This window comes from Paraburkholderia sp. BR10923 (assembly GCF_040948765.1).
GTDB classification, from domain to species: domain Bacteria; phylum Pseudomonadota; class Gammaproteobacteria; order Burkholderiales; family Burkholderiaceae; genus Paraburkholderia; species Paraburkholderia youngii.
In genome coordinates this window covers 322,452-343,529 of the sequence record NZ_JBFPKO010000004.1, presented here as the reverse complement: position 1 = coordinate 343,529, position 21,078 = coordinate 322,452, and the positions used below count along the sequence as shown (strand labels likewise).

Genomic DNA, 21,078 nt, shown 5'->3' with positions numbered 1-21,078 from the left:
GCGCACGGCCCGAACGGCTGGGCCAGCCCGGCCACAGGCCGCGGAAAGCGCCGCCAGCTGGCTTCTGCGACAATACGGGGATCAGGAATTGTACGGGAAAGCGCCCAGCCAGGCGCGCGAGCCGCGCCGCTGCGAACTCCGGCAGTTCCACACTCTCCCCACGATTTATGCGCCGCGCTCCTTCGTCAGAACCCTCGCCGATTTCCACCGGACCCCGCAACGACTGGCAAACGATCCTGTCGCTGCTGCCATACCTTGCAACCTACAAATGGCGAGTCGGCATCGCGCTCGGCTGCCTGATCGGCGCGAAGGTCGCGAACCTCGGCGTGCCGATCGTGATGAAGCACATCGTCGACAGTCTCGCGTCGATCCGCCATCTGACCGCGCTCGGCCGCGCGCAGGACGCGCCCGGCATCGTGCTGCTCGGCGGCGTCGGCTTGCTGGTGGTCGCGTATGCAGTGGTGCGGCTGTCCACGTCGTTCTTCACCGAGCTGCGCGAAATACTGTTTTCGAAAGTGACGGAAAGCGCGGTGCGCCAGCTTGCGCTGAAAGTGTTTCGTCATCTGCACGGGCTGTCGCTGCGCTTTCATCTGGAGCGGCAGACGGGCGGCATGTCGCGCGATATCGAACGCGGCACGCGCGGCATCACGCAGCTGATTTCCTATTCGCTGTACAGCATCCTGCCGACGCTCGTCGAAGTCGGGCTCGTGCTCGGCTTTTTCGTGGTCAAATACGAGGCCTATTACGCGATCGTCACGTTCATCGCGCTCGCGGCGTACATCGCGTTCACGGTGAAGGTCACCGAGTGGCGCACGCACTTTCGCCGTACGATGAACGAGCTCGATTCGAAGGCGAATTCGCGCGCGATCGACTCGCTGCTCAACTACGAGACCGTCAAGTACTTCGGCAACGAGGAGTGGGAAGCGAGCCGTTACGACGAAAACCTGAAGCGCTATCGCGCGGCGGCCATCAAGTCGCAGCGTTCGCTGTCGGCGCTCAACTTCGGGCAGCAGGCGATCATCGGCACGGGGCTCGTGTTCATCCTGTGGCGCGCGACCCAGGGCGTAATGGCCGGGCGCCTGACGCTCGGCGACCTGGTGCTGATCAACACGTTCATGCTGCAGCTGTATATCCCGCTGAATTTTCTCGGCGTGGTCTATCGTGAGCTGAAGCAGAGCCTGACCGACATGGACCGCATGTTCTCGCTGCTCGGCGCGCCGCAGGAAGTGCCCGATGCGCCGAATGCGGTGGCTTTGCAGGTCCGCGGCGCGCAGGTGCGTTTCGACAACGTGAGCTTCGCGTACGAGTCTTCGCGACCGATTCTGCACGACGTGAGCTTCACGATCGCTGCCGGCACGACGACCGCGGTGGTCGGCCACAGCGGCTCGGGCAAGTCGACGCTCGCGCGGCTCCTGTTCCGCTTCTACGATCTCGACCGCGCGACGGGCGGCGCGATCCGGATCGACGGGCAGGATATTCGCGATGTCACGCAGGATTCGCTGCGCGCGTCGATCGGCATCGTGCCGCAGGACACGGTGCTGTTCAACGACTCGATCTACTACAACATCGCGTACGGGCGGCCGTCGGCGACGCGCGACGAAGTGATCGCGGCGGCGCGCGCCGCGCATATCCACGAGTTCATCGAGAGTCTGCCGAAGGGCTATGACACGCCGGTCGGCGAGCGCGGGCTCAAGCTGTCCGGCGGCGAAAAGCAGCGCGTCGCGATCGCGCGGACCATCCTGAAGAATCCGCCGATCCTGCTATTCGACGAAGCGACGTCCGCGCTCGATTCACGCTCCGAGCGCGTGATCCAGCATGAGCTCGACCTGATCGCGCGCGAACGCACGACGCTGATCATCGCGCACCGGCTTTCGACGGTCGTGCACGCGCAGCAGATCATCGTGATGGACAAGGGGCGCATCGTCGAGCGAGGCACGCACGCGGAGCTATTGCGCGCGAACGGCCTGTTCGCGCAGATGTGGGCGCTGCAGCAGCGCGCCGCGCAGACCACGGACGCGGTGGAAAGGGCGGAAGCGGTCGGGGCCGGCGAGAGCGCGGCCAAGTAGAGCTCAGCGCGCGCGCAGCAGCCGATCGAGCGCTTCCAACTGCGCCTGCGTGCCGACGTTTTCCCACACGCCTTCGTACAGCTCGCCGCTCGCGAGCCCACGCGCGATCGTCGCGCGGTAATACGGGCTCAGCGCGCGTCGTGTGCCGCGCGGCAGATCGCGGAACATGCGCGTGTCGTACAGCCCGAAACTGCCGAACGTGAGGCGCGGCTGCGTGTCGAGCGACAGCACGCCGTCGACGAGACCAAAGTCGCCGTTCGGGTGAAACGGCGGATTCGGCACCATCACCAGATGCATGCCGGGCTCGGGCAACGCCTGCAGCGCGCCGGCGTGCGCATGCAGCGCGGCGTAGTCGTAATCGGTGTACACGTCGCCGGCCACCGCGACGAACACGTGATCCGCGCCGTCGTCGGTCAGTAGCGGCAGTGCCTGCGCGATGCCGCCCGCGGTCTCCAGCGCCTCGTGCTCGGGCGAATAGCGCAGTTCGACCTGCCAGCGCGAACCGTCGCCGAGCGCGGCTTCGAGCTGCGCGCCGAGCCACGCATGATTGATCACGATGCTACGGATGCCGGCCCGCGCGAGCCGTTCGATCTGCCACACGATCAGCGGCTTGCCGCCCGCTTCGAGCAAGGGCTTCGGGCACGCGTCGGTCAGCGGACGCATGCGCTCGCCGCGACCCGCGGCGAAAATCATCGCTTTCTTCACGGACATCGTCATCGGTCAGAAGGTATAGCCGATTTCCTGCGCGCGGCCTTCGAGGTCGTCGAGCAGCTTCGCGAACCCGCGCAGCGGCGCGTAACGCTCGGCCACCTTGCGCGCATAGCCGATGAAGCGCGGCAGGTCTTTCATGTAATGCGCCTTGCCGTCGCGGTAGTTGATGCGGCAGAAGAGGCCCAGCACCTTGATGTGCCGCTGCAGCCCCATCCATTCGAGCTGGCGGTAGAACTCGCCGAAATCGGCGTCGACCGGCAGGCCGGTTTTTTTCGCGCGCTCCCAGTAGTACACGAAGCAGTCGAGCTCGAACTCCTCGTCCCAGCTGAGGAACGCATCGCGCAGCAGCGACACGACGTCGTACGTGATCGGCCCGTACACCGCGTCCTGGAAGTCGAGTACGCCGGGGTTCGGCTCGGCGATCATCAGATTGCGCGGCATGAAATCGCGCAGCATGAAGCCTTGCGGCTGCGCGCGCGCGCTCGCGATCAGCAGCGCGAACGTGCGATCGAGCTGCGCGCGCGTTGCGGCATCGACTTCACGGCGAAGGTGCCGGCCGATGAACCACTCGGGCATCAGCTCCATTTCGCGATGCAGGAACGCTTCGTCGAACGGCGGCAGCACGTCTTCGCGCGAGCCGAGCTGCCAGCGGATCAGCGCGTCGAGCGCGTCGCGCATCAGCGTGCGGGCCGCGCGGGTGTCCCCCGCGGCCTGCGCGTCGGTCAGCGCGCCGAGGTAGGACGCGGTGCCGAGATCGGTGACGAGCATGAAGCCCGCGTCGAAGTCCACCTCGAGCACGCGCGGCACGTGCACGCCGGCGGCGTCGAGCAATTGCGCGATCTGCGCGAATTCGCGGCATTTTTCGGGCGGCGGCGCGTCGACGGCGATCAGCGTGGCCGCGCCGTTGCCTTGCGGCGCCTTACTGGCGAGCCGGAAATAACGGCGGAAACTGGCGTCGGACGAGGCCGGAACGATCGTGTCGAGCTCCAGCGCATGATGCGCCGCGTGGCCTTGCAGCCAGGCCTTGAGCAGGGAGAGGCGGGTGTCGGTGAAGTCTTGGGTGGAAGGCAGCGTCATGAAAAGCGGCGGCAAATTCTTGGGGACAACGTCTTGCCATATAATACCCCACGACTTTTTTGACGCGACTCACACGCCAGCTTTCGCGTGCTCCGTTTTACCGCCCGCCTTATCACTCGGCAAATTGGGAATCCAGACGTGCAGCCGACTCTCACGGTCGCGGTGTGCAGGCGGTGGATCGTGATGACGGAAGCTTGCACACGGGTCGACTCGCCAAACGATACATGCCGCCCAGACAGCTTTCCGATACCACTCCTTCCTGTGCAGTAGTGCCGCGCAAAAGGCGGCTCGTCGCGGCATTAATCGCCGCTCCGGGCCTGATGCCCGCGCTTGCGCACGCCCAGTTGACGGGGGAAGCTGCGCAGCCGCAAGCGGTCTACCCACCGTGGGGTATGCAGCTCGCTCCGCAGCTCGAAGAGCATCCGTTGCAAACGGGCCAGCGGCCGGCCACCTTCGTGCTCGGCGACCACGCGAGCGGCACGATCGACCAGGACCTCGCCGCCAAGGGCTCGGCCGAAGTGCGCCACAACACGTCCGTGATCAAGGCCGACGGCCTGCACTACGACCAGGACACGGACATGGCCGATGCGTACGGCAATGTCCACGTGATCAATACCGGCAATACCTTCATCGGGCCCGAAGCGCATCTGCGCGTCGATTCGACCGAAGGCTTCATGACCGCGCCGAAGTATCACTTCACGTTGACGGGCGGCTCGGGCAGCGCGCAGCGCGTCGACCTGCTCGACGCCGAGCGCTCGGTGTTCACGAAGGCCACGTACACCGCGTGCGCGTGCACGGACGATCCGGCCTGGTACATCAAGGGCAGCGAGTTCGATTTCGACACCGGCGCCGACGAAGGCGTCGCCTACAACAGCGTGCTGTTCTTCCAAGGCGTGCCGGTGTTCGCGTCGCCGTGGCTGTCGTTCCCGCTGTCGGGCGAGCGGCGCAGCGGCCTGTTGCCGCCCACGTTCTCGCTCAGCTCGTCGAACGGCTTCGAGCTGTCGGTGCCGTATTATTTCAACATCGCGCCGAATCGCGATCTGACGGTCACGCCGCGTGTGATCTCGAAGCGCGGTGTGCAGTTGCAGAGCACGTTCCGCTATCTGTCGCCGACGTATTCCGGTTCGATCACCGGTGAATTTCTGCCTGACGATCGCCTGACGAAGACCAACCGCTACGCGCTGTACATCCAGCACAACCAGAATTTCGGTAACGGCTTCGGCGGCTACATCTACTACAACAAGGTCTCGGACAACACCTATCCGCAAGACCTGTCGTCGTCGGTCAATCAGTTCATGAACGGCCTCCAGCTCCTGTATCAGCAGGAAGCCGGGGTGACCTACAACAACGGGCCGTGGTCCGTGCTCGCGCGCGAGCAGCACTGGCAGACGCTGCAGGAGTCGGTCGCGCCGTACGGCCGCGAGCCGCAGTTGAACGTGAAGTACGCGAAGTACAACGTCGGCGGCTTCGACTTCGGCGCCGAAGCCGACTACACGAACTTCCGCATCACCACCGCGGACCTGACCGAAGGCCAGCGGGTGCTGTTCAACCCGTATGTGTCCTATTCGGTGGTGGGGCCGGGCTACTTCGTCACGCCGAAGGTGCAGTGGCACTTCGCGTCGTACAACCTGAACAACATCGGCACCGATCTGAACGGGGTGCCGAACGCGCAGAAGAATTTCACCGAGTCGATCCCGACCTTCACGTTCGACACGGGGCTGACGTTCGAGCGCTCGGTGCGCCTGTTCGGCCAGGATTTCATCCAGACGCTGGAGCCGAGGCTGTACTACGTCTACACGCCGTACCGCAACCAGAACAACGCGCCGCTGTTCGATACCGCCGAGTCCGACTTCGGCCTCGCGGAAATCTTCACGCCGAACACGTTCGTCGGCAACGACCGGATCGCCGACGCGAATCGCCTGACCGCGGGTCTCACCACGCGCTTCATCAACCCGGCCACCGGCGACGAACGCGCGCGCTTCGTGATCGCGCAGCAGTACTATTTCCGGGACCAGCGTGTCACGTTGCAGCCTTCGCAGACGAGCGCGCAGGCCACGCACTCGGACCTGATCGCGGGTGCGTCGATCAAGCTGGGCGCCGGTTTCGCTTCGGAAACGGCGTTCCAATATAATGCGGACAATAACCAGCTCACGAAGACGAGCGTCGGTTTCGGGTTCAGTCCGGAGACCGGCAAGGTCCTCAACGTGGCGTACCGCTACACCCGCGCCAACACCACGCTCGACAACCAGCCGATCAATCAGGTGCTGATTTCGGGCCAATGGCCGCTGTCGCATCGGATGTACGGTGTCGGCCGGTTCAACTACGACCTCGGTGGCCACCGTATCGTCGACGGCCTCGTCGGCCTGCAATACGACGCGGATTGCTGGACGCTCGGCGCCGGCATCCAGCGCTACGCGAACGGCCTGAACTCGTCGGGACAGAATCAGTCGAGCACGCGGTTTCTGGCGCAGTTGACGTTCAAGGGCTTGTCGAGCGTCGACAATGGGCTGATGACCGCGTTCCGCACCAGTGTGGCCGGCTACACGCCGTTGCCGCCGCCGCCGCCGCCGGAGTCGCGGTTCACCAACTACGAATGACGGTCGCCCGGTCATTCACGGCTTGCGAAAAGACGGGCGAAGCGCCCGACATCATTGGAGTATCTGTGGCAATCATGAAACAGCTTCGCTTGGCAATACTCGCGGCGGGTCTCGTCGCCGCGGCGTCCTTCGTTCCAGTCGCGTCGGTACAGGCGCAGGCATTGGGCGGCAATAGCGGCCAGACGGTCGACACCATCGCCGCGGTGGTCAACAACGGTGTCATCACGCAGCGCGAGCTCGACGAGCGGGTCGGTCTTATCGCGCACCGGCTGAACCAGCAGAACGCTCCAGTGCCGCCGACGGACCAGTTGCGCCAGCAGGTGCTCACGCAGATGGTGCTCGAGCGCATCCAGCTGCAAAAGGCCAAGGAAGACGGCATCAACATCGACGACGCAGCCGTGCAGCGCACGCTCGAGCGTCTCGCGCAGGCGAACAACATGCCGCTCGCAATGTACCGCGCGCGCATCGAGGCGCAAGGCGTGCCCTGGGCCACTTTCTCGAACGACGCGCGCACCGAGCTGACGCTGTCGCGTCTGCGCGAGAAGGAAGTGGACAGCAAGATCACGGTGACGGACGCCGAGGTCGCGAACTACATCGCCAGTCAGCGCGGCCCGGGCGCCGGCCAGACGAGCGACCTGCACATGCAGCACATTTTCGTGAGTGCGCCGCTGAACGCGCCGGAGACCGACATCGAGGCGGCGCAGAAGAAGGCCCAGGGGCTGCTCGCCGAAGCGAAGGGCGGGGCGGATTTCGGAAAGCTCGCGAAGGCCAATTCGCAAGCGCCGGACGCGTCGCAGAACAGCGGCGATCTCGGCTTCCTCGCACCGTCGAAGCTGCCGCCCGAGTTCGTAAAGGCCGCGTCGGCACTGCGTCCGGGTGAGATCAGTCCGGATCTGATCCGCACCAACGACGGCTTCGAAATCGTGCGTCTGGTCGAGCGCCGTGCCGGCCAAGGCAGCAGCGCGGATGCGCCGAAGCTCGTGCAGACGCACGTGCGCCACATTCTGCTGCGCGTCGGCGACGGCCAGTCCGAACCGCAGGCACGCCAGAAGCTGATCGACATCCGCAACCAGATCGCCGCGGGCGGCGACTTCGCGAAGTTCGCGCACACCTACTCGCAGGACGGCTCGTCGTCGCAAGGCGGCGACCTCGGCTGGATCAGCCCGGGCGAGACGGTGCCCGAGTTCGAGCGCGCGATGAACGCGCTGCAGGACGGCCAGATCAGCGAGCCGGTGCGCAGCGAATACGGCTACCACCTGATTCAGGTGCTCGGCCGCCGCGATGCGGAAGGCTCGATTGCCCAGCAGATGGATCTCGCGCGTCAGGCCATCGGCCAGCGCAAGGCGGAACAGGCGTACGCCGACTGGCTGCGCGAGTTGCGCGATACCGCGTACGTCGAAGTGAAGCCGACCACGGCGAACGTGCAGTAACGGAGCCCATGCCATGACGAGCGCTGCTCAGCACACCCACCGCCCGCTGCAGATCGCGATCACGACCGGCGAGCCCGCCGGCGTCGGTCCCGAACTGACCGTGCAGGCGCTGGCGGGTGCGGCGGCGCACTGGCCTCACGCGCAGTTCACCGTGCTCGGCGATGCGCAATTGCTCGCTGAGCGGGCGCGCGCGGTCGGTGTCGATTGGGCCGCGCTGCTCGCGCAGGGCCCGCGCGTGCGGCTCGAACCTCACCCGCTCGGCGCGCCCGCGCAGGCAGGCAAGCTCGACGCCGCGAACGGCCGCTACGTGCTCGACCTGCTCGATGCGGCGATCGACGGTGCGGTGGCCGGCAGGTTCGACGCGATCGTCACCGCGCCGCTGCAAAAAAGCACGATCAACGACGCCGGTGTGCCGTTCACCGGCCACACCGAATATCTGGCCGAGCGCACCCATACGCCGCGCGTCGTGATGATGCTCGCGGGCACCGGCAAGCGGCCGCTGCGCGTCGCGCTCGCGACCACGCATCTGCCGTTGAAGGACGTGTCGGCGGCCTTGACGATCGAAAGCCTCGTCGCGACGCTGCGCATCATCGATCACGACCTGCGTCATCACTTCGGTTTGCCCGCGCCGCGCATTCTCGTGACGGGGCTCAATCCGCACGCGGGCGAGAACGGCTACCTGGGCCGCGAGGAAATCGACGTGATCACGCCGGCGTTGCAGCAGGTGAACGGCGAGGGCATCGACGCGCGCGGTCCGTATCCGGCCGACACGCTGTTCCAGCCGCGTTATCTCGACGAAGCCGACTGCGTGCTCGCGATGTTCCACGACCAGGGCCTGCCGGTGCTGAAATTCGCGACGTTCGGCGAAGGGATCAACGTGACGCTCGGCCTGCCGATCATCCGCACCTCGGTCGATCACGGCACCGCGCTCGATCTGGCCGGCACCGGCCGCGCCGACGCGGGCAGCCTGATGGCCGCGATCGAGACGGCTGTTTCGATGGCGCAGCATCGTCGCGCGGGCTGACGCACAGGCGACCTGAGCGGTTGCGGTGCCCGTGACGCGCCGCGTGGCGTCGTATTTCCACCGTGACGTCTTTCATTCTCAAGCAGTTTTCTTTCAAGCGTTTCTCCGATGTCCACCAGCAGACAGCAAGGCCGGCACCAGGGCCATCTCGCGCGCAAGCGTTTCGGTCAGAACTTTCTGGTCGACATGGGCGTGATCGATTCGATCGTCGACGTGATCCGGCCGCAGCGCGGCGAGCGCATGGTGGAGATCGGTCCGGGCCTCGGCGCGCTGACCGAACCGCTGATCGAGCGGCTCGCGACGCCCGAGTCGCCGCTGCACGCGGTCGAACTCGACCGCGACCTGATCGGCCGTCTGAAGACGAAGTTCGGCGATCTGCTCGAACTCCATTCGGGCGACGCGCTCGAGTTCGACTTCGGCTCGCTCGCGGCACCGGGCGACAAGGCGTCGCTGCGCATCGTCGGTAATCTGCCGTACAACATTTCGAGCCCGCTGCTGTTTCATCTGGCGACCTTCGCGGACCGCGTGATCGATCAGCACTTCATGCTGCAGAACGAGGTGGTCGAGCGGATGGTCGCGGAGCCGGGTACGAAGGCGTTCAGTCGCCTGTCGGTGATGCTGCAATACCGCTACGTGATCGACAAGCAGCTCGATGTGCCGCCCGAGTCGTTCCAGCCGCCGCCGAAGGTCGATTCGGCGATCGTGCGGATGATCCCGTACGAGCGGCACGAAATGCCGGTAGTCGATGAAAACGTGCTGGGCGAGGTGGTGACGGCGGCGTTCTCGCAGCGTCGCAAGATGCTGCGCAACACGCTTGCCGCGCTGCGCGATGCCGTCGATTTCGACGCGCTCGGCTTCGATCTGCAACGCCGCGCGGAGGACGTGCCCGTCGCCGAATACGTGAGCGTGGCGCAGGCGGTGGCGGCGCGCTCGGCCGCTGCGCCGGAGTAGTCTCAACGTTTGACGACGACGACGGCGCGCCGCCGTCGAGCCGCTTATCGTTTCGCCGGCGCGTTGACGAGCGCGATGCCGGTCAGCACCAGCAGCGCAGCGATCAGAAAGCGCGCGCTGAACGACTCGCCGAGCAGCAGCACGCCGAAGGTCACGCCGAACATCGGCGTCAGAAACGAAAACACCGACAGCCGCGATGCGATATAACGCGTCAACAGCCAGAACCACAACAGGTAGCTGACGAACGCGACGATCACGGCCTGATACGCGAGATCGCGAACGCGAGCGGCGTCACGCTTTCCACGCGCACTTCACCGAGCGTGAGCGCCAGCGCGAGCAGCACCGCCGCCGACACCGTCAACTGATAGAACAGCGTCTTGCTTGCGCTCGTCTGCGCGAGCCGCGAGCCGCGCACGACCACCGTGGTCGCGGCCCATGCGATGCCGGCGAGCACGCCGAGCGCATCGCCGGCCGCGCCCACGAGCGTCGGGCCGTGGGCTGCGCTTGCAGCCGCGCCGGCGTTCGGGTGCAGGAAGCCATCGGCGAACGCGAGCGCTATCCCCGCGAACGCGACGCCGATGCCTAGCCACTGGATGCGCCGCATGCGTTCGCCATCGACGAACCAGTGCAGGCCGAGTGCAGTGAAACACGGCGCCGTGTACAGAAAGACCGCCATGCGCGACGCACTCGTCAGCGTCAGGCCGAAAAAGATGCAAACGAACTCGGCCGCGAACAGCACCCCTGCGAGCAGGCCCGCACCGAGCGTGCCGTCGTCACGAAAGAGCGGCGTGCCGCGCGAGCGCGCCCATGCCCACACGAGCAGTGCCGCGATCGTCGAGCGCAGCCCCGCTTGAAAGACCGGCGGCACAGCCGCATTGGTGGTCTTGATCGCGACTTGCTGTAGCCCCCAGATTGCGCATAGGCCGATCATCAACAGGATCGCGAAGCTATCCGGGGCGCGGCGCGCGGGCAGGGCGATGGTCGTGCTCATCGTGAATAGTCGGCTTTATTTTTTTGATAGTGCCGGCGCGAGAGAGGATTGCCGGGCGAATACACCCGGCAGCACATCCCCGGGTACAACGTGAAGCCGGGCTTTATGATCGTTCTGGCGCCTCGCCCGAATCTGGGCAGCGGGCACATGCGTTTCGGGAAGTGTCCAGCGTGAACGGTTGAACTCGAGTCAGTCGACTCGTCCCTTCTTCTGTATCAGCTCGATCTTGTAGCCGTCCGGATCGGCGACGAAGGCGATGACCGTCGTGCCGTGTTTCATGGGTCCCGCTTCGCGCGTAACGACGCCGCCGCGTTTCTTCACCTGTTCGCACGCCGCATAGGCGTCGTCGACTTCAAGGGCGATGTGACCGTAGCCGGTTCCGAGGTCGTACTTGCTCGTGTCCCAGTTGTAGGTCAGTTCAATTGCTGCGCCTTCCGATTCGTCCTCGTAACCGACGAATGCGAGGGTGAACTTCCCGTCCGGGTAGTCGTTCTTTCGAAGCAGGCGCATGCCGAGAATTTCGGTGTAGAAACGGATCGAGGCGTCCAGATCACCGACTCGAAGCATGGTATGCAGGATTCGCATGAGTCCTCCTTTGACAGTTTGTCGATAAATGCATTGACCTGCGGGAATTGTAAATGATTGCCTGGTAGGGCGAAGCGGCGTGGGGCCAGCCCGGACTGGATGCGCCTCATGGAATCCGCTCGGACCTATTCCAACAAAAAGGTGTGGGCAATCAGGGTTTGTGTCCGGTTGCGGGTTCGATATTAGTGTCCAACACTCAGTATCAATCCGGTTCGTCAGATAGCAGTCTGATATATCGGACAATCGATGCGTGACCCGGCGAATTTTTTCAGGCGTGCCGAAAGGCACTCAAGCCGATACGTCTGCCCCGGAACTCTCTTCTCCGCTTAGGACCCCCGCCCATGAAGCTTGCCAATCGAGGCGCCAAAACCGCCCTTCTGTTCGCTGTTGCTGGATTGCTCGCAATCACTGGCTGCACCAAGGTGGCCACGCCGGAGCAGAGCGCGGCGGCAGCTCCGTCGACGCTTCAGGGCGTGTTGCAGCGAGGCACGCTGCGCGTCGGGGACTGCCTGACATTCGCGCCGTTCGGGTTCTATAACAAAGACGGCCAACCGGACGGTTATGACGTGGACCTCGCGAAGGAACTCGCGAAGCAGATGGGCGTGAAGCTCGAGGTCGTGAATACGACGAGCGCGAACCGGATTCCGAATCTGCAGACCAGCAAGGTGGACGTCGTGTTCTGCAACTTCACGCGCAATCTGGAGCGCGCAAAAGTGATCGAATTCACGGCCCCTTACGTGGTTGCCAGTGAAGCGCTGCTGGTCAGAAAAAACAGCGGTATTCAGTCGATCAAGGACATGGGCGGTCGCACGATCGCGACGGTCAAGGGCTCGACCAATGGCGATGAAGTGCGCTCGCTGAATATCCCCGTCAAGATCCAGGAATACGACAGCTCGCAGGCCGCGATACTTGCCGTCAAGCAGGGGCAGGCCGACGCGATGATCGAGGACAACAACTTCCTCGCGTATCAGGCCAAGCTCGATCCTGAACTTGCCGTCACGAACGAGGCGCTGGTGCCGCTCGAATACAACGCGTTCGGCGTCAAGGCCGGTGATCAGGAATGGCTCAACTATCTGAATCTGTTCCTCTTCAACGTCAATGCGTCGAAGCTCAACGCGCAGCTCTACAACAAGTGGTTCGGCACCGATCCGCGCTATCCGCTCAATCCGCAGTTTTGAAGCGCAGCAGTGAAGCCCGCACGATGGGGAGCATGAGATGAGTTACGAGTGGCTGACTTTGTGGGGCTACGTGCCCGAGTTTTTGAGCGCGAGCTGGCTGACGTTGCAGGTGACCGTGCTCGCCTTCGTACTTGCGCTAGTCCTGGGTTTGTTGACCGCGCTTGCCGGCGCTTCTCCGCTCGCGCTGCTTCGGTGGATCGCCCGTGGCTACGTTGAAATCATCCGCAATACGCCTGTCCTCCTGCAGATTTTCATCGTGTTCTTCGGTCTGCCGTCGGCGGGTATTTCGCTCGACGCATACTGGGCGGGCGTCATTGCGCTCGGCCTCAACGTCGGTGCTTACCTGTCGGAAGTGTTCCGCGCCGGCATACAGTCGGTGCCGCGCGGCCAACTCGAGGCTGCCGGCATTCTCGGCCTCGAACACGCGCAGATCTTCGTCGAGGTCGTCTTGCCGCAGGCGACGCGCGCGGTCTATCCGGCCATCGTCAACTACCTGATCCAGTTGCTGCTCGGCACGTCGCTGCTGTCCGCCATTGCATTGCCGGAGTTGACCGGCACGGCGACCGTGATCAACTCGCGAACGCTTCTCTACCTTCAGACGTTCAGCGTGACGCTCGTCGCGTATCTCGTGCTCAGTAACGTACTGTCCTGGCTTGCGGGCCAGCTCGGCGCGCGGATCTTCCATCCTCCCCTCGCCATGCCGGCGCGCAGCGGTTTCGGGACAGGCTTTATGCGCCGGACGAAGCGGGCCTGATTCCCGGATTGGAGTTGGATCATGTCAGTCGAATTGCTGAAAACCAGTCTATCGATCCTGCTGCAGGGTCTGGTGACGACGCTGTTGCTCTCCATCGCGTCCATCGTGGGCAGCACGTTGATCGGCTTGTTCGCCGCGGTCTTGCGATCGTTCGGCCCGTGGGGCACCGACCGCATCGCGAGACTCTATACGGAGCTGTTTCGCGGCACGCCGGTGCTCATCACGCTGATGATGATCTATTTCGGCGTGTCGTATTTCGGTTATGCGATCGACGTGTTCGCCGCCGGCGTGATTGGCTTGAGCGTCTATCAGGGCGCCTATATCGCCGAAATTTTCCGCTCAGGGATCGAAGCAGTACCCAAAGGTCAATGGGAGGTATCGCAGATCCTCGGCCTCACGCGGACTCAGGCGTTCTCGTTCGTCGTGCTGCCTCAGACCGGAAAGATCGTGTTGCCGCCTCTCGTCGGACAGTATCTGTCGCTCATCAAGGACACCTCGATCGTCAGCATGATCGGAATGTCCGAGTTGATGCACGGTGGCCAGGCGATCGTCGACCGGATCGGCAAGCCGGTGGAAATCTATGGACTCGTCGCACTCATTTACTTCGCCGTGTGCTTCCCGCTTTCGCAATGGGTGCGCCACCATGACCGCAGGAGATTGTCGTGAGTAACCAAAGCCAAACCAGGCCGATCATTTCACTGACGGGCGTCAGCAAAGCATTCGGTTCGACGAGAGTGTTGAACGAAATCAATCTCGAGGTCCGCTCGGGTGAAGTGCTGGTGCTGATCGGCGCGTCCGGCTCGGGCAAGAGCACGGTCCTGCGAATCATGGCGGGATTGGAGACCACCGATTCCGGCGAGGTCTGGGTCAACGAGGTGCCCTTGCATGATCCGCGTCGAGCACGGGAGATTCGTGGCCACGTCGGCATGGTCTTCCAGCAGTTCAATCTGTTTCCTCACAAGACCGCGCTCGGCAATGTCACGCTCGCGCTGATCAAGGCGCGCCGCATGAGTCCGGCCGACGCGCGCAAGCGCGCGATGGAGACACTCGATCGAGTCGGGCTCGCGGACCGCGCGGAACACTATCCCAGCCAGCTTTCGGGCGGTCAGCAGCAACGCGTGGCGATTGCGCGCGCGCTCGCGGTCGAGCCCGGCATCATGTTCTTCGACGAGGCGACGTCCGCGCTCGACCCGGAGCTGGTCGGCGAGGTCACCGAGGTGATGCGCGGGCTCGCGCGCGACGGCATGACGATGGTCGTCGTCACGCATGAAATGGGCTTCGCCCGCAAGACCGCTGACCGCGTCGTCTTCATGGACAAGGGCGTCATCGCCGAGCAGGGCGATCCGGAGCAGATCTTCGTCAATCCCTCGAACGAACGCACCCGGCAGTTTCTGCATCGAGTTCTCGACCATTGACGGTCGGATCAACGCATTACGGAGTGAATGCATGGCTGTTACAGAGTCGCCTCGGGCGAGAGGCGTGGACCGCGTGATCGCGATCTTCCGGCAATTGCATATCGCCCAACGCCCGCTGACGATGCGCGAACTGATCGAGGCAACCGGTGCGCCGCGTTCGAGCATTTACGAGCTGGTCGCGATTCTCACGGAAGTGGGCTGGCTCGAGACGGCCGCGGATGGCAGCGTGTTCTTTGGGCGCGAGATGCACTACTACGGGTCCGACTATGCCACGCACAACGATCTGATCAGCCGTGCGCATCAATCCATCCTGGGACTGGTGAGGAAGTACGACGAGACCACGCAGCTGTGCATGCTGGAAGGCAACAAGTACACGGTCGTGTTGTCCGAGCACAGTGCGCGGCCCTTCAACATCAGTTCGGACATCGGCGTGAGAGTGCCGATACCTTGGACCGCTACCGGACGTCTGCTGCTGGGTCACCTGAGCGCCGACGAGATTCGCGCGCTGATTCCGGCGGAAGATTTCATCCTCGACAATGGGGCGAGCATCGAATTCGACGCATTCCTGAAGGACGTGCAGGCCGCAAAAGAACGAGGCTACTGCTGCACCGAAGGACTTTCGAACGCGTTCAGGCTGTGTATGGCAGCGCCGATTCGCGATCGTGCGGGACTGCCGATTGCAGCGCTGTGTTTCATGACTGGCCGCGACACGAGCCCGGACAGGCGCGGCGTGATGCTCGACGATCTGTTGCAGTCCGCGAAAGCGCTGTCGCAGAGATAGCGCCCGGCCTCAAAGCGTCGGCAACAACTCCGGCGGATGCGACTTCAGTGTCTGCCGCGCCTCGCGGAATTCCGGAAAAATCGATTCGACCGTCTGCCAGAAGCGCGGACTGTGATTCATCTCGCGCAGATGCGCCAACTCATGGGCGACGACGTAATCGATGATGGACAGCGGAAAGTGGATGAGCCGCCAGTTCAGGCGGATCTTGCCGTCGCTCGAACAACTGCCCCAGCGCGTCGCCGCCGAAGACAGCGCATACGAGCGATAGTTGACGCCGAGCATCTGCGCGTAGATCTCGAGACGTTCGCCGAACAGCCGCTTCGCTTCGCCTTGCAGCCAGCCCTGCACGCGATCCTTGATCTGCTGCGGGTCGGCTTGCAACGGCAGCGGCAATTGCAGCGCGCCGTGCTCGGCGCTGAACGCGAGCATGCCTTGCGGCGCGCCGAGCGTCACGCGCACCGGCTGACCGAGGTAGGGCACTTCGGCGCCATCCTTCCAATCGATCTTCGGCAGCGCACGCTGTTCGACGCGCGTTTGCCATTCGATCAGCTTCGTGAAGATCCAGCGTTGCTTTTCGGTGATCGCGGTTTCAATATCGGCGAGCGTGACCCAACGCGGCGCGGTGATCGTGAGGCCGGTGCTGTCGATCGCAAAGCCGATCGAGCGGCGCGCGGAACGCTTGAGCGCGTAATGCAGCGTGCGGGAACCGATGGTGAGGCTGCGCAGCTTGCTGCCATCCGGCGCGAGCGGCGCGACGGGCGGCCTGGCCGGCGCTGTGCCGGATGAACCCGGCGTGGAAGGTGAAGGAGTCGACGACGTCGACCCCGGCTCGGCGAAGAGCGGGAGATCGAGCTGCCGGTTTTCGAGCGCCGCGGCGGGTTGCGGCGTGGGAGACTTCTGCATCGGCTTCGCTTCGCGCAATACGCCCGCGGGCTTCGAGGGCGTGGCGCGTCAGATGGGAGCGGCGGCGGAGTCGTTAGCCGCCGCGCTGTAGGCAGTCGGATCGATGCGGCGCATTTCGGCTTCGATCCACTGTTCGACGCGCGTGTTCACTTCGTCGGGCGTGAGCCCCGTCGTTTCGATCGGCTTGCCAATCGACACCGTGACTATACCCGGATATTTCGTAAACGAGTTGCGCGGCCACACGCGACCCGCATTGTGCGCGATCGGTACGACCGGCGCGCCGGTCGCGATCGCGAAGCGCGCGCCGCCGGTCTTATACTTGCCCTGCTTGCCGGTCGGCGTGCGCGTGCCTTCCGGAAACATGATGACCCATGCGCCTTCGGCCATGCGCGCCTTGCCCTGGTTCGTGACCGATTCGAACGCGTACTTGCCTTCCTTGCGGTTGATGTGAACCATCTTCAGCATGCCGAGCGCCCAGCCGAAGAACGGCACATACAACAGCTCGCGCTTGAACACGTAGCACAGCGGTCGCGGCATGATCGCCGGAAACGCGATTGTTTCCCACGCCGACTGATGCTTGGACAGCAGCACGGCCGGGCCGTTGGGCAGGTTCTCGAAGCCTTCGATGCGGTAGCGAATGCCGTTCAGGTAGCGCACCGCCCACAGCGTCAGGCGACACCAGCCGGCCGCCATCCAGTAGCGGTTTTCCGCGTGCAGGAACGGAAACGCGATGATGCACGCGGTCGCGTACGGCACCGTGACCACAACAAAATAAATCAGCAGCAGCAGGGAACGGATAAAGCGCATCGGCGTGGTCGGTGAGGGTTGGGAGCGCGCGGTGCGCGTTTATTCCTGCGCGTCGGCGAGAAAGTCGAGCGCGAACGCGCGCAGGTCGTCGTGCACGATCGTGCCTTCGGGCAGGCCGCCCGCGGCGAGGGTCTTGCGGCCCTTGCCGGTCAGCACCAGATGCACCGGATGACCGAGCGCCGCGCCCGCTTGCAGATCGCGCAGCGAATCGCCGACGGTCGGCGTATGCGCCGGATCGACCTCGAAACGCTCGGCGATCATCTTCAGCATGCCGGGCTTCGGCTTGCGGCATTCGCAGTGATCTTCCGCCGTATGCGGGCAAAAGAACACCGCTTCGATGCGGGCGCCGACCGCGGCCGCCATCCGATGCATCTTCAGATGCATCGCGTTCAACGCGTCCATGTCGAACAGACCGCGGCCGATGCCCGACTGGTTCGTCGCGATCGCGACGCGATAGCCCGCCTGGTTCAGACGTGCGATCGCTTCCAGCGCGCCGGGCAGCGCAACCCATTCGTCCGGCGACTTGATGAACGCGTCGGAGTCGACGTTGATCACGCCGTCGCGGTCGAGGATCACCACTTTCTTGATCGGCATGGCGCGGTGCTCAGGCGGCGAGTCGGGAAATATCGGCGACGCAGTTCATCTGCTGATGCAGCGCGCCGAGCAGAGCCAGACGGTTCGCGCGCAACGCCGGGTCTTCCGCGTTGACCATCACGTCGTTGAAGAACGTGTCGACCGGCTCGCGCAGCGCGGCCAGTGCCGTCAGCGCACCGGTGTAGTCGCGCACGGCCAGTTGCGATTGCACGCGCGGCGTCACCTGTTCGAGCTGCTCGTTGAGCGCCTTCTCCGCTGCTTCGGTGAGCAAGCCGGGCTGCACGCCGCCGTTCGTCACGCCTTCCGACTTCTTCAGGATGTTCGAGATCCGCTTGTTGGCCGCCGCCAGCGACGCCGCTTCGGCCAGCGACGCAAATTCGCGCACCGCGTCGAGGCGCGCGACGATGTCGTCGAGCCGCGTCGGGTTCAGCGCGAGCACCGCGTCGATTTCGCCGGCCGCGTAGCCGCGTTCGCGCAGCAGCCCGCGCAGGCGGTCCATGCTGAACTCGTAGATCGCTTCGGTGGAATCGGCGACGTTCGGCATGCCGGCGAATTGTGCATAAGCGATACGCAGCAGATCGACGAAGTCGACGTTCAACTGCTTCTCGATCAGGATGCGCAGCACGCCGAGCGCATGACGGCGCAGCGCGAACGGGTCTTTTTCGCCGGTGGGCTGCAGGCCGATGCCCCAGATGCCGACCAGCGTTTCGAGCTTGTCGGCGAGCGCGACGACGGTGCCGGTCGCGGTGGTTGGCAACGCGTCGCCCGAGAAGCGCGGCTGGTAGTGTTCCGAGCATGCGAGCGCGACTTCTTCCGCCTCGCCATCGTGGCGCGCGTAGTATGTGCCCATCGTGCCTTGCAGCTCGGGGAATTCACCGACCATGTCGGTGATCAGGTCGGCCTTCGCGAGGCGCGCGGCGCGGGTCGCGCGCGCGACGTCGGCGCCGGTCATTGCGGCGATCGCGCCGGCCAGCCCTTCGAGCCGCTCCACGCGTTGCAGCGCCGAGCCGAGCTTGTTGTGATAAACGACGTTCGCGAGCAGCGGCACGCGATCCACGAGCGGCTTCTTCATGTCCTGCGTGAAGAAGAACTTCGCGTCGGCGAGACGCGGACGCACCACGCGCTCATTGCCTTCGACGATCTCGACCGGCGTCGCCGTCTCGATGTTCGACACGATCAGGAAGCGCGAGCGCAGCTTGCCGTTCGCATCGGTCAGCGCGAAGTATTTCTGGTTGGTCTGCATCGTCAGGATCAGGCATTCCTGCGGCACCTGCAGGAATTCGTCCTCGAAGCGGCACTCATAGACGACCGGCCATTCGACCAGCGACGTCACTTCGTCGAGCAGCGCCTCGGGCATCACGACCTTGTCTTCGCCGGCATGCGCGAGCAATTGCGAGCGGATCGCTTCCTTGCGCCTGGCGAAGCTCGCGATTACGCGGCCCCGGTGTTCGAGCGTTTCGGCATAGGCCTGCGCGTGCCGGATCTGCACGAAGCCTTCGGACAGGAAGCGGTGGCCGAGGGTGGTGTCGTCGGCGTCGATGCCGAGCGCGCTGATCGGCACGATTTCTTCGCCATGCAGCGCGGTTAGACGATGCACCGGGCGCACGAACTGCACGCTCGACCCGTCCGGGCGCTGATACGTCATCACCTTCGGAATCGGCAGCTTTCCGAGCGTTTCGTCGAGCGCGGCTTGCAGGCCGTCGGCGAGCGTCGCGCCCGGCGCGGCGTAGCGCAGGAAGAACGCTTCGGCTTTACCGTCCTGCGCGCGTTCGAGGTCGTTCACCGTGAAGTCGGGGAAGCCGAGCGCGGCGAGCTTCTTCGCGAGCGGCGCGGTGGGCTGGCCGTCTTTATCGAGCGCGACGGAAACCGGCAGCACTTTTTCGCGCACGTGTTTTTCCGGCGCGACCGCGCGCACGTTGTGAATCGTCACCGCGAGACGGCGCGGCGTGGCAAAGCGTTCGAACGACGGTTCGCCTTCGATCAGGTCGCGCGCCGCGAGGCGCTGCGCAATGCCTTCGGCGAAGGCGTCGCCGAGACGCGCGAGCGCCTTCGGCGGCAGTTCTTCGGTCAGCAGCTCGACGAGCAGGGTAGCGTGTTGAGATTGAGTCATTGGTTGAAGTTCTCGTCAGTCCTGGTCGATCTTGCGTTCGACTTTCAGCGGCGGCGCCCACGCGGGCATCGCGGCGTCCTGCTCGTCGGTGGTGAGGCCGGGCACGCCATGCACCGGATTGCCGAGCATCGGGAAGCCCAGCTTTTCGCGCGAGTCGTAGTAGGCCTGCGCGACCAGACGCGACAGCGCGCGAATCCTGCCGATGTACGCCGCGCGTTCCGTGACCGAAATCGCGCCGCGCGCGTCGAGCAGGTTGAACGTGTGGCCGGCCTTCAGCACGAGTTCATAGGCGGGCAGCGCGATCTGCGCATCGATCATGCGCTTCGCTTCCGCTTCGTAGCTGTTGAAGAACGTGAACAGCAGATCGACGTTCGCGTGCTCGAAGTTGTAGGTGGACTGCTCGACCTCGTTCTGGTGATACACGTCCCCGTAGGTCAGGCGGCGCAGTTCGGGGCCGTTCGGGCCTTGCTCTTCCCACTCGGTCCAGACGAGGTCGTAGACGTTCTCGACCTTCTGCAGATACATCGCGAGGCGTTCGAGACCGTAGGTGATTTCGCCGAGCACCGGCTTGCAGTCGAGACCGCCGACCTGCTGGAAGTACGTGAACTGCGTCACTTCCATGCCGTTCAGCCACACTTCCCAGCCGAGACCCCACGCGCCGAGCGTCGGGTTTTCCCAGTCGTCCTCGACGAAACGCACGTCGTTCTGCTTCAGGTCGAAGCCGAGCGCTTCGAGCGAGCCGAGGTACAGGTCGAGAATGTTTTCCGGCGCGGGCTTGAGCACCACCTGGTACTGGTAGTAGTGCTGCAGACGGTTCGGGTTCTCGCCGTAGCGGCCGTCTTTCGGGCGGCGCGACGGTTGCACGTAGGCGGCGCGCCACGGCTCGGGGCCGATCGCGCGCAGAAAAGTATGGACGTGGGACGTGCCCGCGCCGACTTCCATGTCGATCGGCTGGAGCAACGCGCAGCCCTGCTTGTCCCAGTAGGACTGCAAGGTCAGGATGATTTGCTGAAACGTGAGCATGAAGTGCCTTTCGGGCATGGGGGGCCGTGCCGCGTGCGCCTAAGCGCGCGAGCGGGCCGTGGAGCGAAGTGCTAAACCCGA

Annotated in this window: 18 protein-coding genes and 1 pseudogene; 10 read left to right on the top strand and 9 right to left on the bottom strand. The window is 64.4% G+C overall.

All coding sequences use genetic code 11. From position 1 onward, the window contains the following. The first annotated feature begins 167 nt into the window (after positions 1 to 167). Entirely contained in the window at positions 168 to 2,066 is a 1,899-nt protein-coding gene (locus AB3X94_RS10065; protein WP_368611434.1) for an ABC transporter ATP-binding protein/permease, read from the top strand. Positions 2,067 to 2,069: 3 nt separating this feature from the next. On the opposite strand, the gene murU is transcribed toward AB3X94_RS10065, so the two are convergent. Together murU and AB3X94_RS10055 are read right to left on the bottom strand one after the other, a co-directional pair. Continuing rightward, positions 2,070 to 2,783, bottom strand: a complete 714-nt coding sequence (gene murU, locus AB3X94_RS10060; protein ID WP_176109556.1) for an N-acetylmuramate alpha-1-phosphate uridylyltransferase MurU — start codon at positions 2,781 to 2,783, stop codon at positions 2,070 to 2,072. A gap of 3 nt (positions 2,784 to 2,786) precedes the next feature. Then, on the bottom strand, positions 2,787 to 3,854 hold the full coding sequence (locus AB3X94_RS10055) for an aminoglycoside phosphotransferase family protein (RefSeq protein ID WP_368611433.1): 1,068 nt from the start codon (positions 3,852 to 3,854) through the stop codon (positions 2,787 to 2,789). 224 nt (positions 3,855 to 4,078) lie between these two features. On the opposite strand from AB3X94_RS10055, the gene AB3X94_RS10050 reads away from it, so the two are divergent. From AB3X94_RS10050 to rsmA, 4 genes are all read left to right on the top strand, one after another. Beyond that, positions 4,079 to 6,451: an LPS-assembly protein LptD gene (locus AB3X94_RS10050; RefSeq protein WP_368611432.1), complete on the top strand. Its 2,373-nt coding sequence runs from the start codon at positions 4,079 to 4,081 to the stop codon at positions 6,449 to 6,451. A 65-nt stretch (positions 6,452 to 6,516) separates the two neighbouring features. After that, entirely contained in the window at positions 6,517 to 7,881 is a 1,365-nt protein-coding gene (locus tag AB3X94_RS10045; RefSeq protein WP_176109553.1) for a peptidylprolyl isomerase, read from the top strand. A 13-nt stretch (positions 7,882 to 7,894) separates the two neighbouring features. After that, entirely contained in the window at positions 7,895 to 8,905 is a 1,011-nt protein-coding gene (pdxA, locus tag AB3X94_RS10040; RefSeq protein ID WP_368611431.1) for a 4-hydroxythreonine-4-phosphate dehydrogenase PdxA, read from the top strand. Between the two features lie 108 nt (positions 8,906 to 9,013). Next, positions 9,014 to 9,856, top strand: coding sequence for a 16S rRNA (adenine(1518)-N(6)/adenine(1519)-N(6))-dimethyltransferase RsmA (rsmA, locus tag AB3X94_RS10035; RefSeq protein WP_368611430.1), 843 nt, complete (start codon positions 9,014 to 9,016; stop codon positions 9,854 to 9,856). A 44-nt stretch (positions 9,857 to 9,900) separates the two neighbouring features. Here the strand turns inward: rsmA and AB3X94_RS10030 are convergent. Then, positions 9,901 to 10,847, bottom strand: a pseudogene (locus AB3X94_RS10030) (DMT family transporter). Between the two features lie 189 nt (positions 10,848 to 11,036). Further along, the gene (gene gloA, locus AB3X94_RS10025; RefSeq protein WP_176109549.1) at positions 11,037 to 11,432 is read right to left on the bottom strand and encodes a lactoylglutathione lyase; all 396 of its coding nucleotides are present in this window, start codon (positions 11,430 to 11,432) and stop codon (positions 11,037 to 11,039) included. Between the two features lie 341 nt (positions 11,433 to 11,773). Here gloA and AB3X94_RS10020 point away from each other — a divergent pair, with 341 nt between their 5' ends. The 5 genes from AB3X94_RS10020 to AB3X94_RS10000 are packed head-to-tail and all read left to right on the top strand — an operon-like array spanning position 11,774 to position 15,560. Next, positions 11,774 to 12,610, top strand: coding sequence for a transporter substrate-binding domain-containing protein (locus AB3X94_RS10020; RefSeq protein ID WP_176109548.1), 837 nt, complete (start codon positions 11,774 to 11,776; stop codon positions 12,608 to 12,610). A 37-nt stretch (positions 12,611 to 12,647) separates the two neighbouring features. Further along, the gene (locus AB3X94_RS10015; protein WP_368611429.1) at positions 12,648 to 13,364 is read left to right on the top strand and encodes an amino acid ABC transporter permease; all 717 of its coding nucleotides are present in this window, start codon (positions 12,648 to 12,650) and stop codon (positions 13,362 to 13,364) included. 21 nt (positions 13,365 to 13,385) lie between these two features. Then, a complete protein-coding gene (locus AB3X94_RS10010) occupies positions 13,386 to 14,030 on the top strand; it encodes an amino acid ABC transporter permease (RefSeq protein ID WP_368611428.1) in 645 nt (214 codons plus the stop codon). Further along, entirely contained in the window at positions 14,027 to 14,779 is a 753-nt protein-coding gene (locus AB3X94_RS10005; RefSeq protein ID WP_309235086.1) for an amino acid ABC transporter ATP-binding protein, read from the top strand. Before AB3X94_RS10010 ends, AB3X94_RS10005 begins: the two co-directional genes overlap by 4 nt. A gap of 31 nt (positions 14,780 to 14,810) precedes the next feature. Continuing rightward, a complete protein-coding gene (locus AB3X94_RS10000) occupies positions 14,811 to 15,560 on the top strand; it encodes an IclR family transcriptional regulator (protein WP_176109545.1) in 750 nt (249 codons plus the stop codon). 9 nt (positions 15,561 to 15,569) lie between these two features. Here the strand turns inward: AB3X94_RS10000 and AB3X94_RS09995 are convergent, their stop codons facing one another. The 5 genes from AB3X94_RS09995 to glyQ are packed head-to-tail and all read right to left on the bottom strand — an operon-like array spanning position 15,570 to position 20,997. Beyond that, the gene (locus tag AB3X94_RS09995; RefSeq protein ID WP_176109544.1) at positions 15,570 to 16,463 is read right to left on the bottom strand and encodes a M48 family metallopeptidase; all 894 of its coding nucleotides are present in this window, start codon (positions 16,461 to 16,463) and stop codon (positions 15,570 to 15,572) included. A gap of 48 nt (positions 16,464 to 16,511) precedes the next feature. Further along, on the bottom strand, positions 16,512 to 17,270 hold the full coding sequence (locus tag AB3X94_RS09990) for a lysophospholipid acyltransferase family protein (protein ID WP_368611427.1): 759 nt from the start codon (positions 17,268 to 17,270) through the stop codon (positions 16,512 to 16,514). A 39-nt stretch (positions 17,271 to 17,309) separates the two neighbouring features. Then, positions 17,310 to 17,864: a D-glycero-beta-D-manno-heptose 1,7-bisphosphate 7-phosphatase gene (gmhB, locus tag AB3X94_RS09985; protein WP_176109542.1), complete on the bottom strand. Its 555-nt coding sequence runs from the start codon at positions 17,862 to 17,864 to the stop codon at positions 17,310 to 17,312. A gap of 10 nt (positions 17,865 to 17,874) precedes the next feature. Continuing rightward, a complete protein-coding gene (glyS, locus tag AB3X94_RS09980) occupies positions 17,875 to 19,974 on the bottom strand; it encodes a glycine--tRNA ligase subunit beta (RefSeq protein WP_368611426.1) in 2,100 nt (699 codons plus the stop codon). Positions 19,975 to 19,989: 15 nt separating this feature from the next. Then, positions 19,990 to 20,997 (bottom strand): glycine--tRNA ligase subunit alpha, encoded by a 1,008-nt coding sequence (gene glyQ / locus AB3X94_RS09975; protein WP_013088411.1) that lies wholly within the window; start codon positions 20,995 to 20,997, stop codon positions 19,990 to 19,992. Positions 20,998 to 21,078 lie beyond the last annotated feature (81 nt).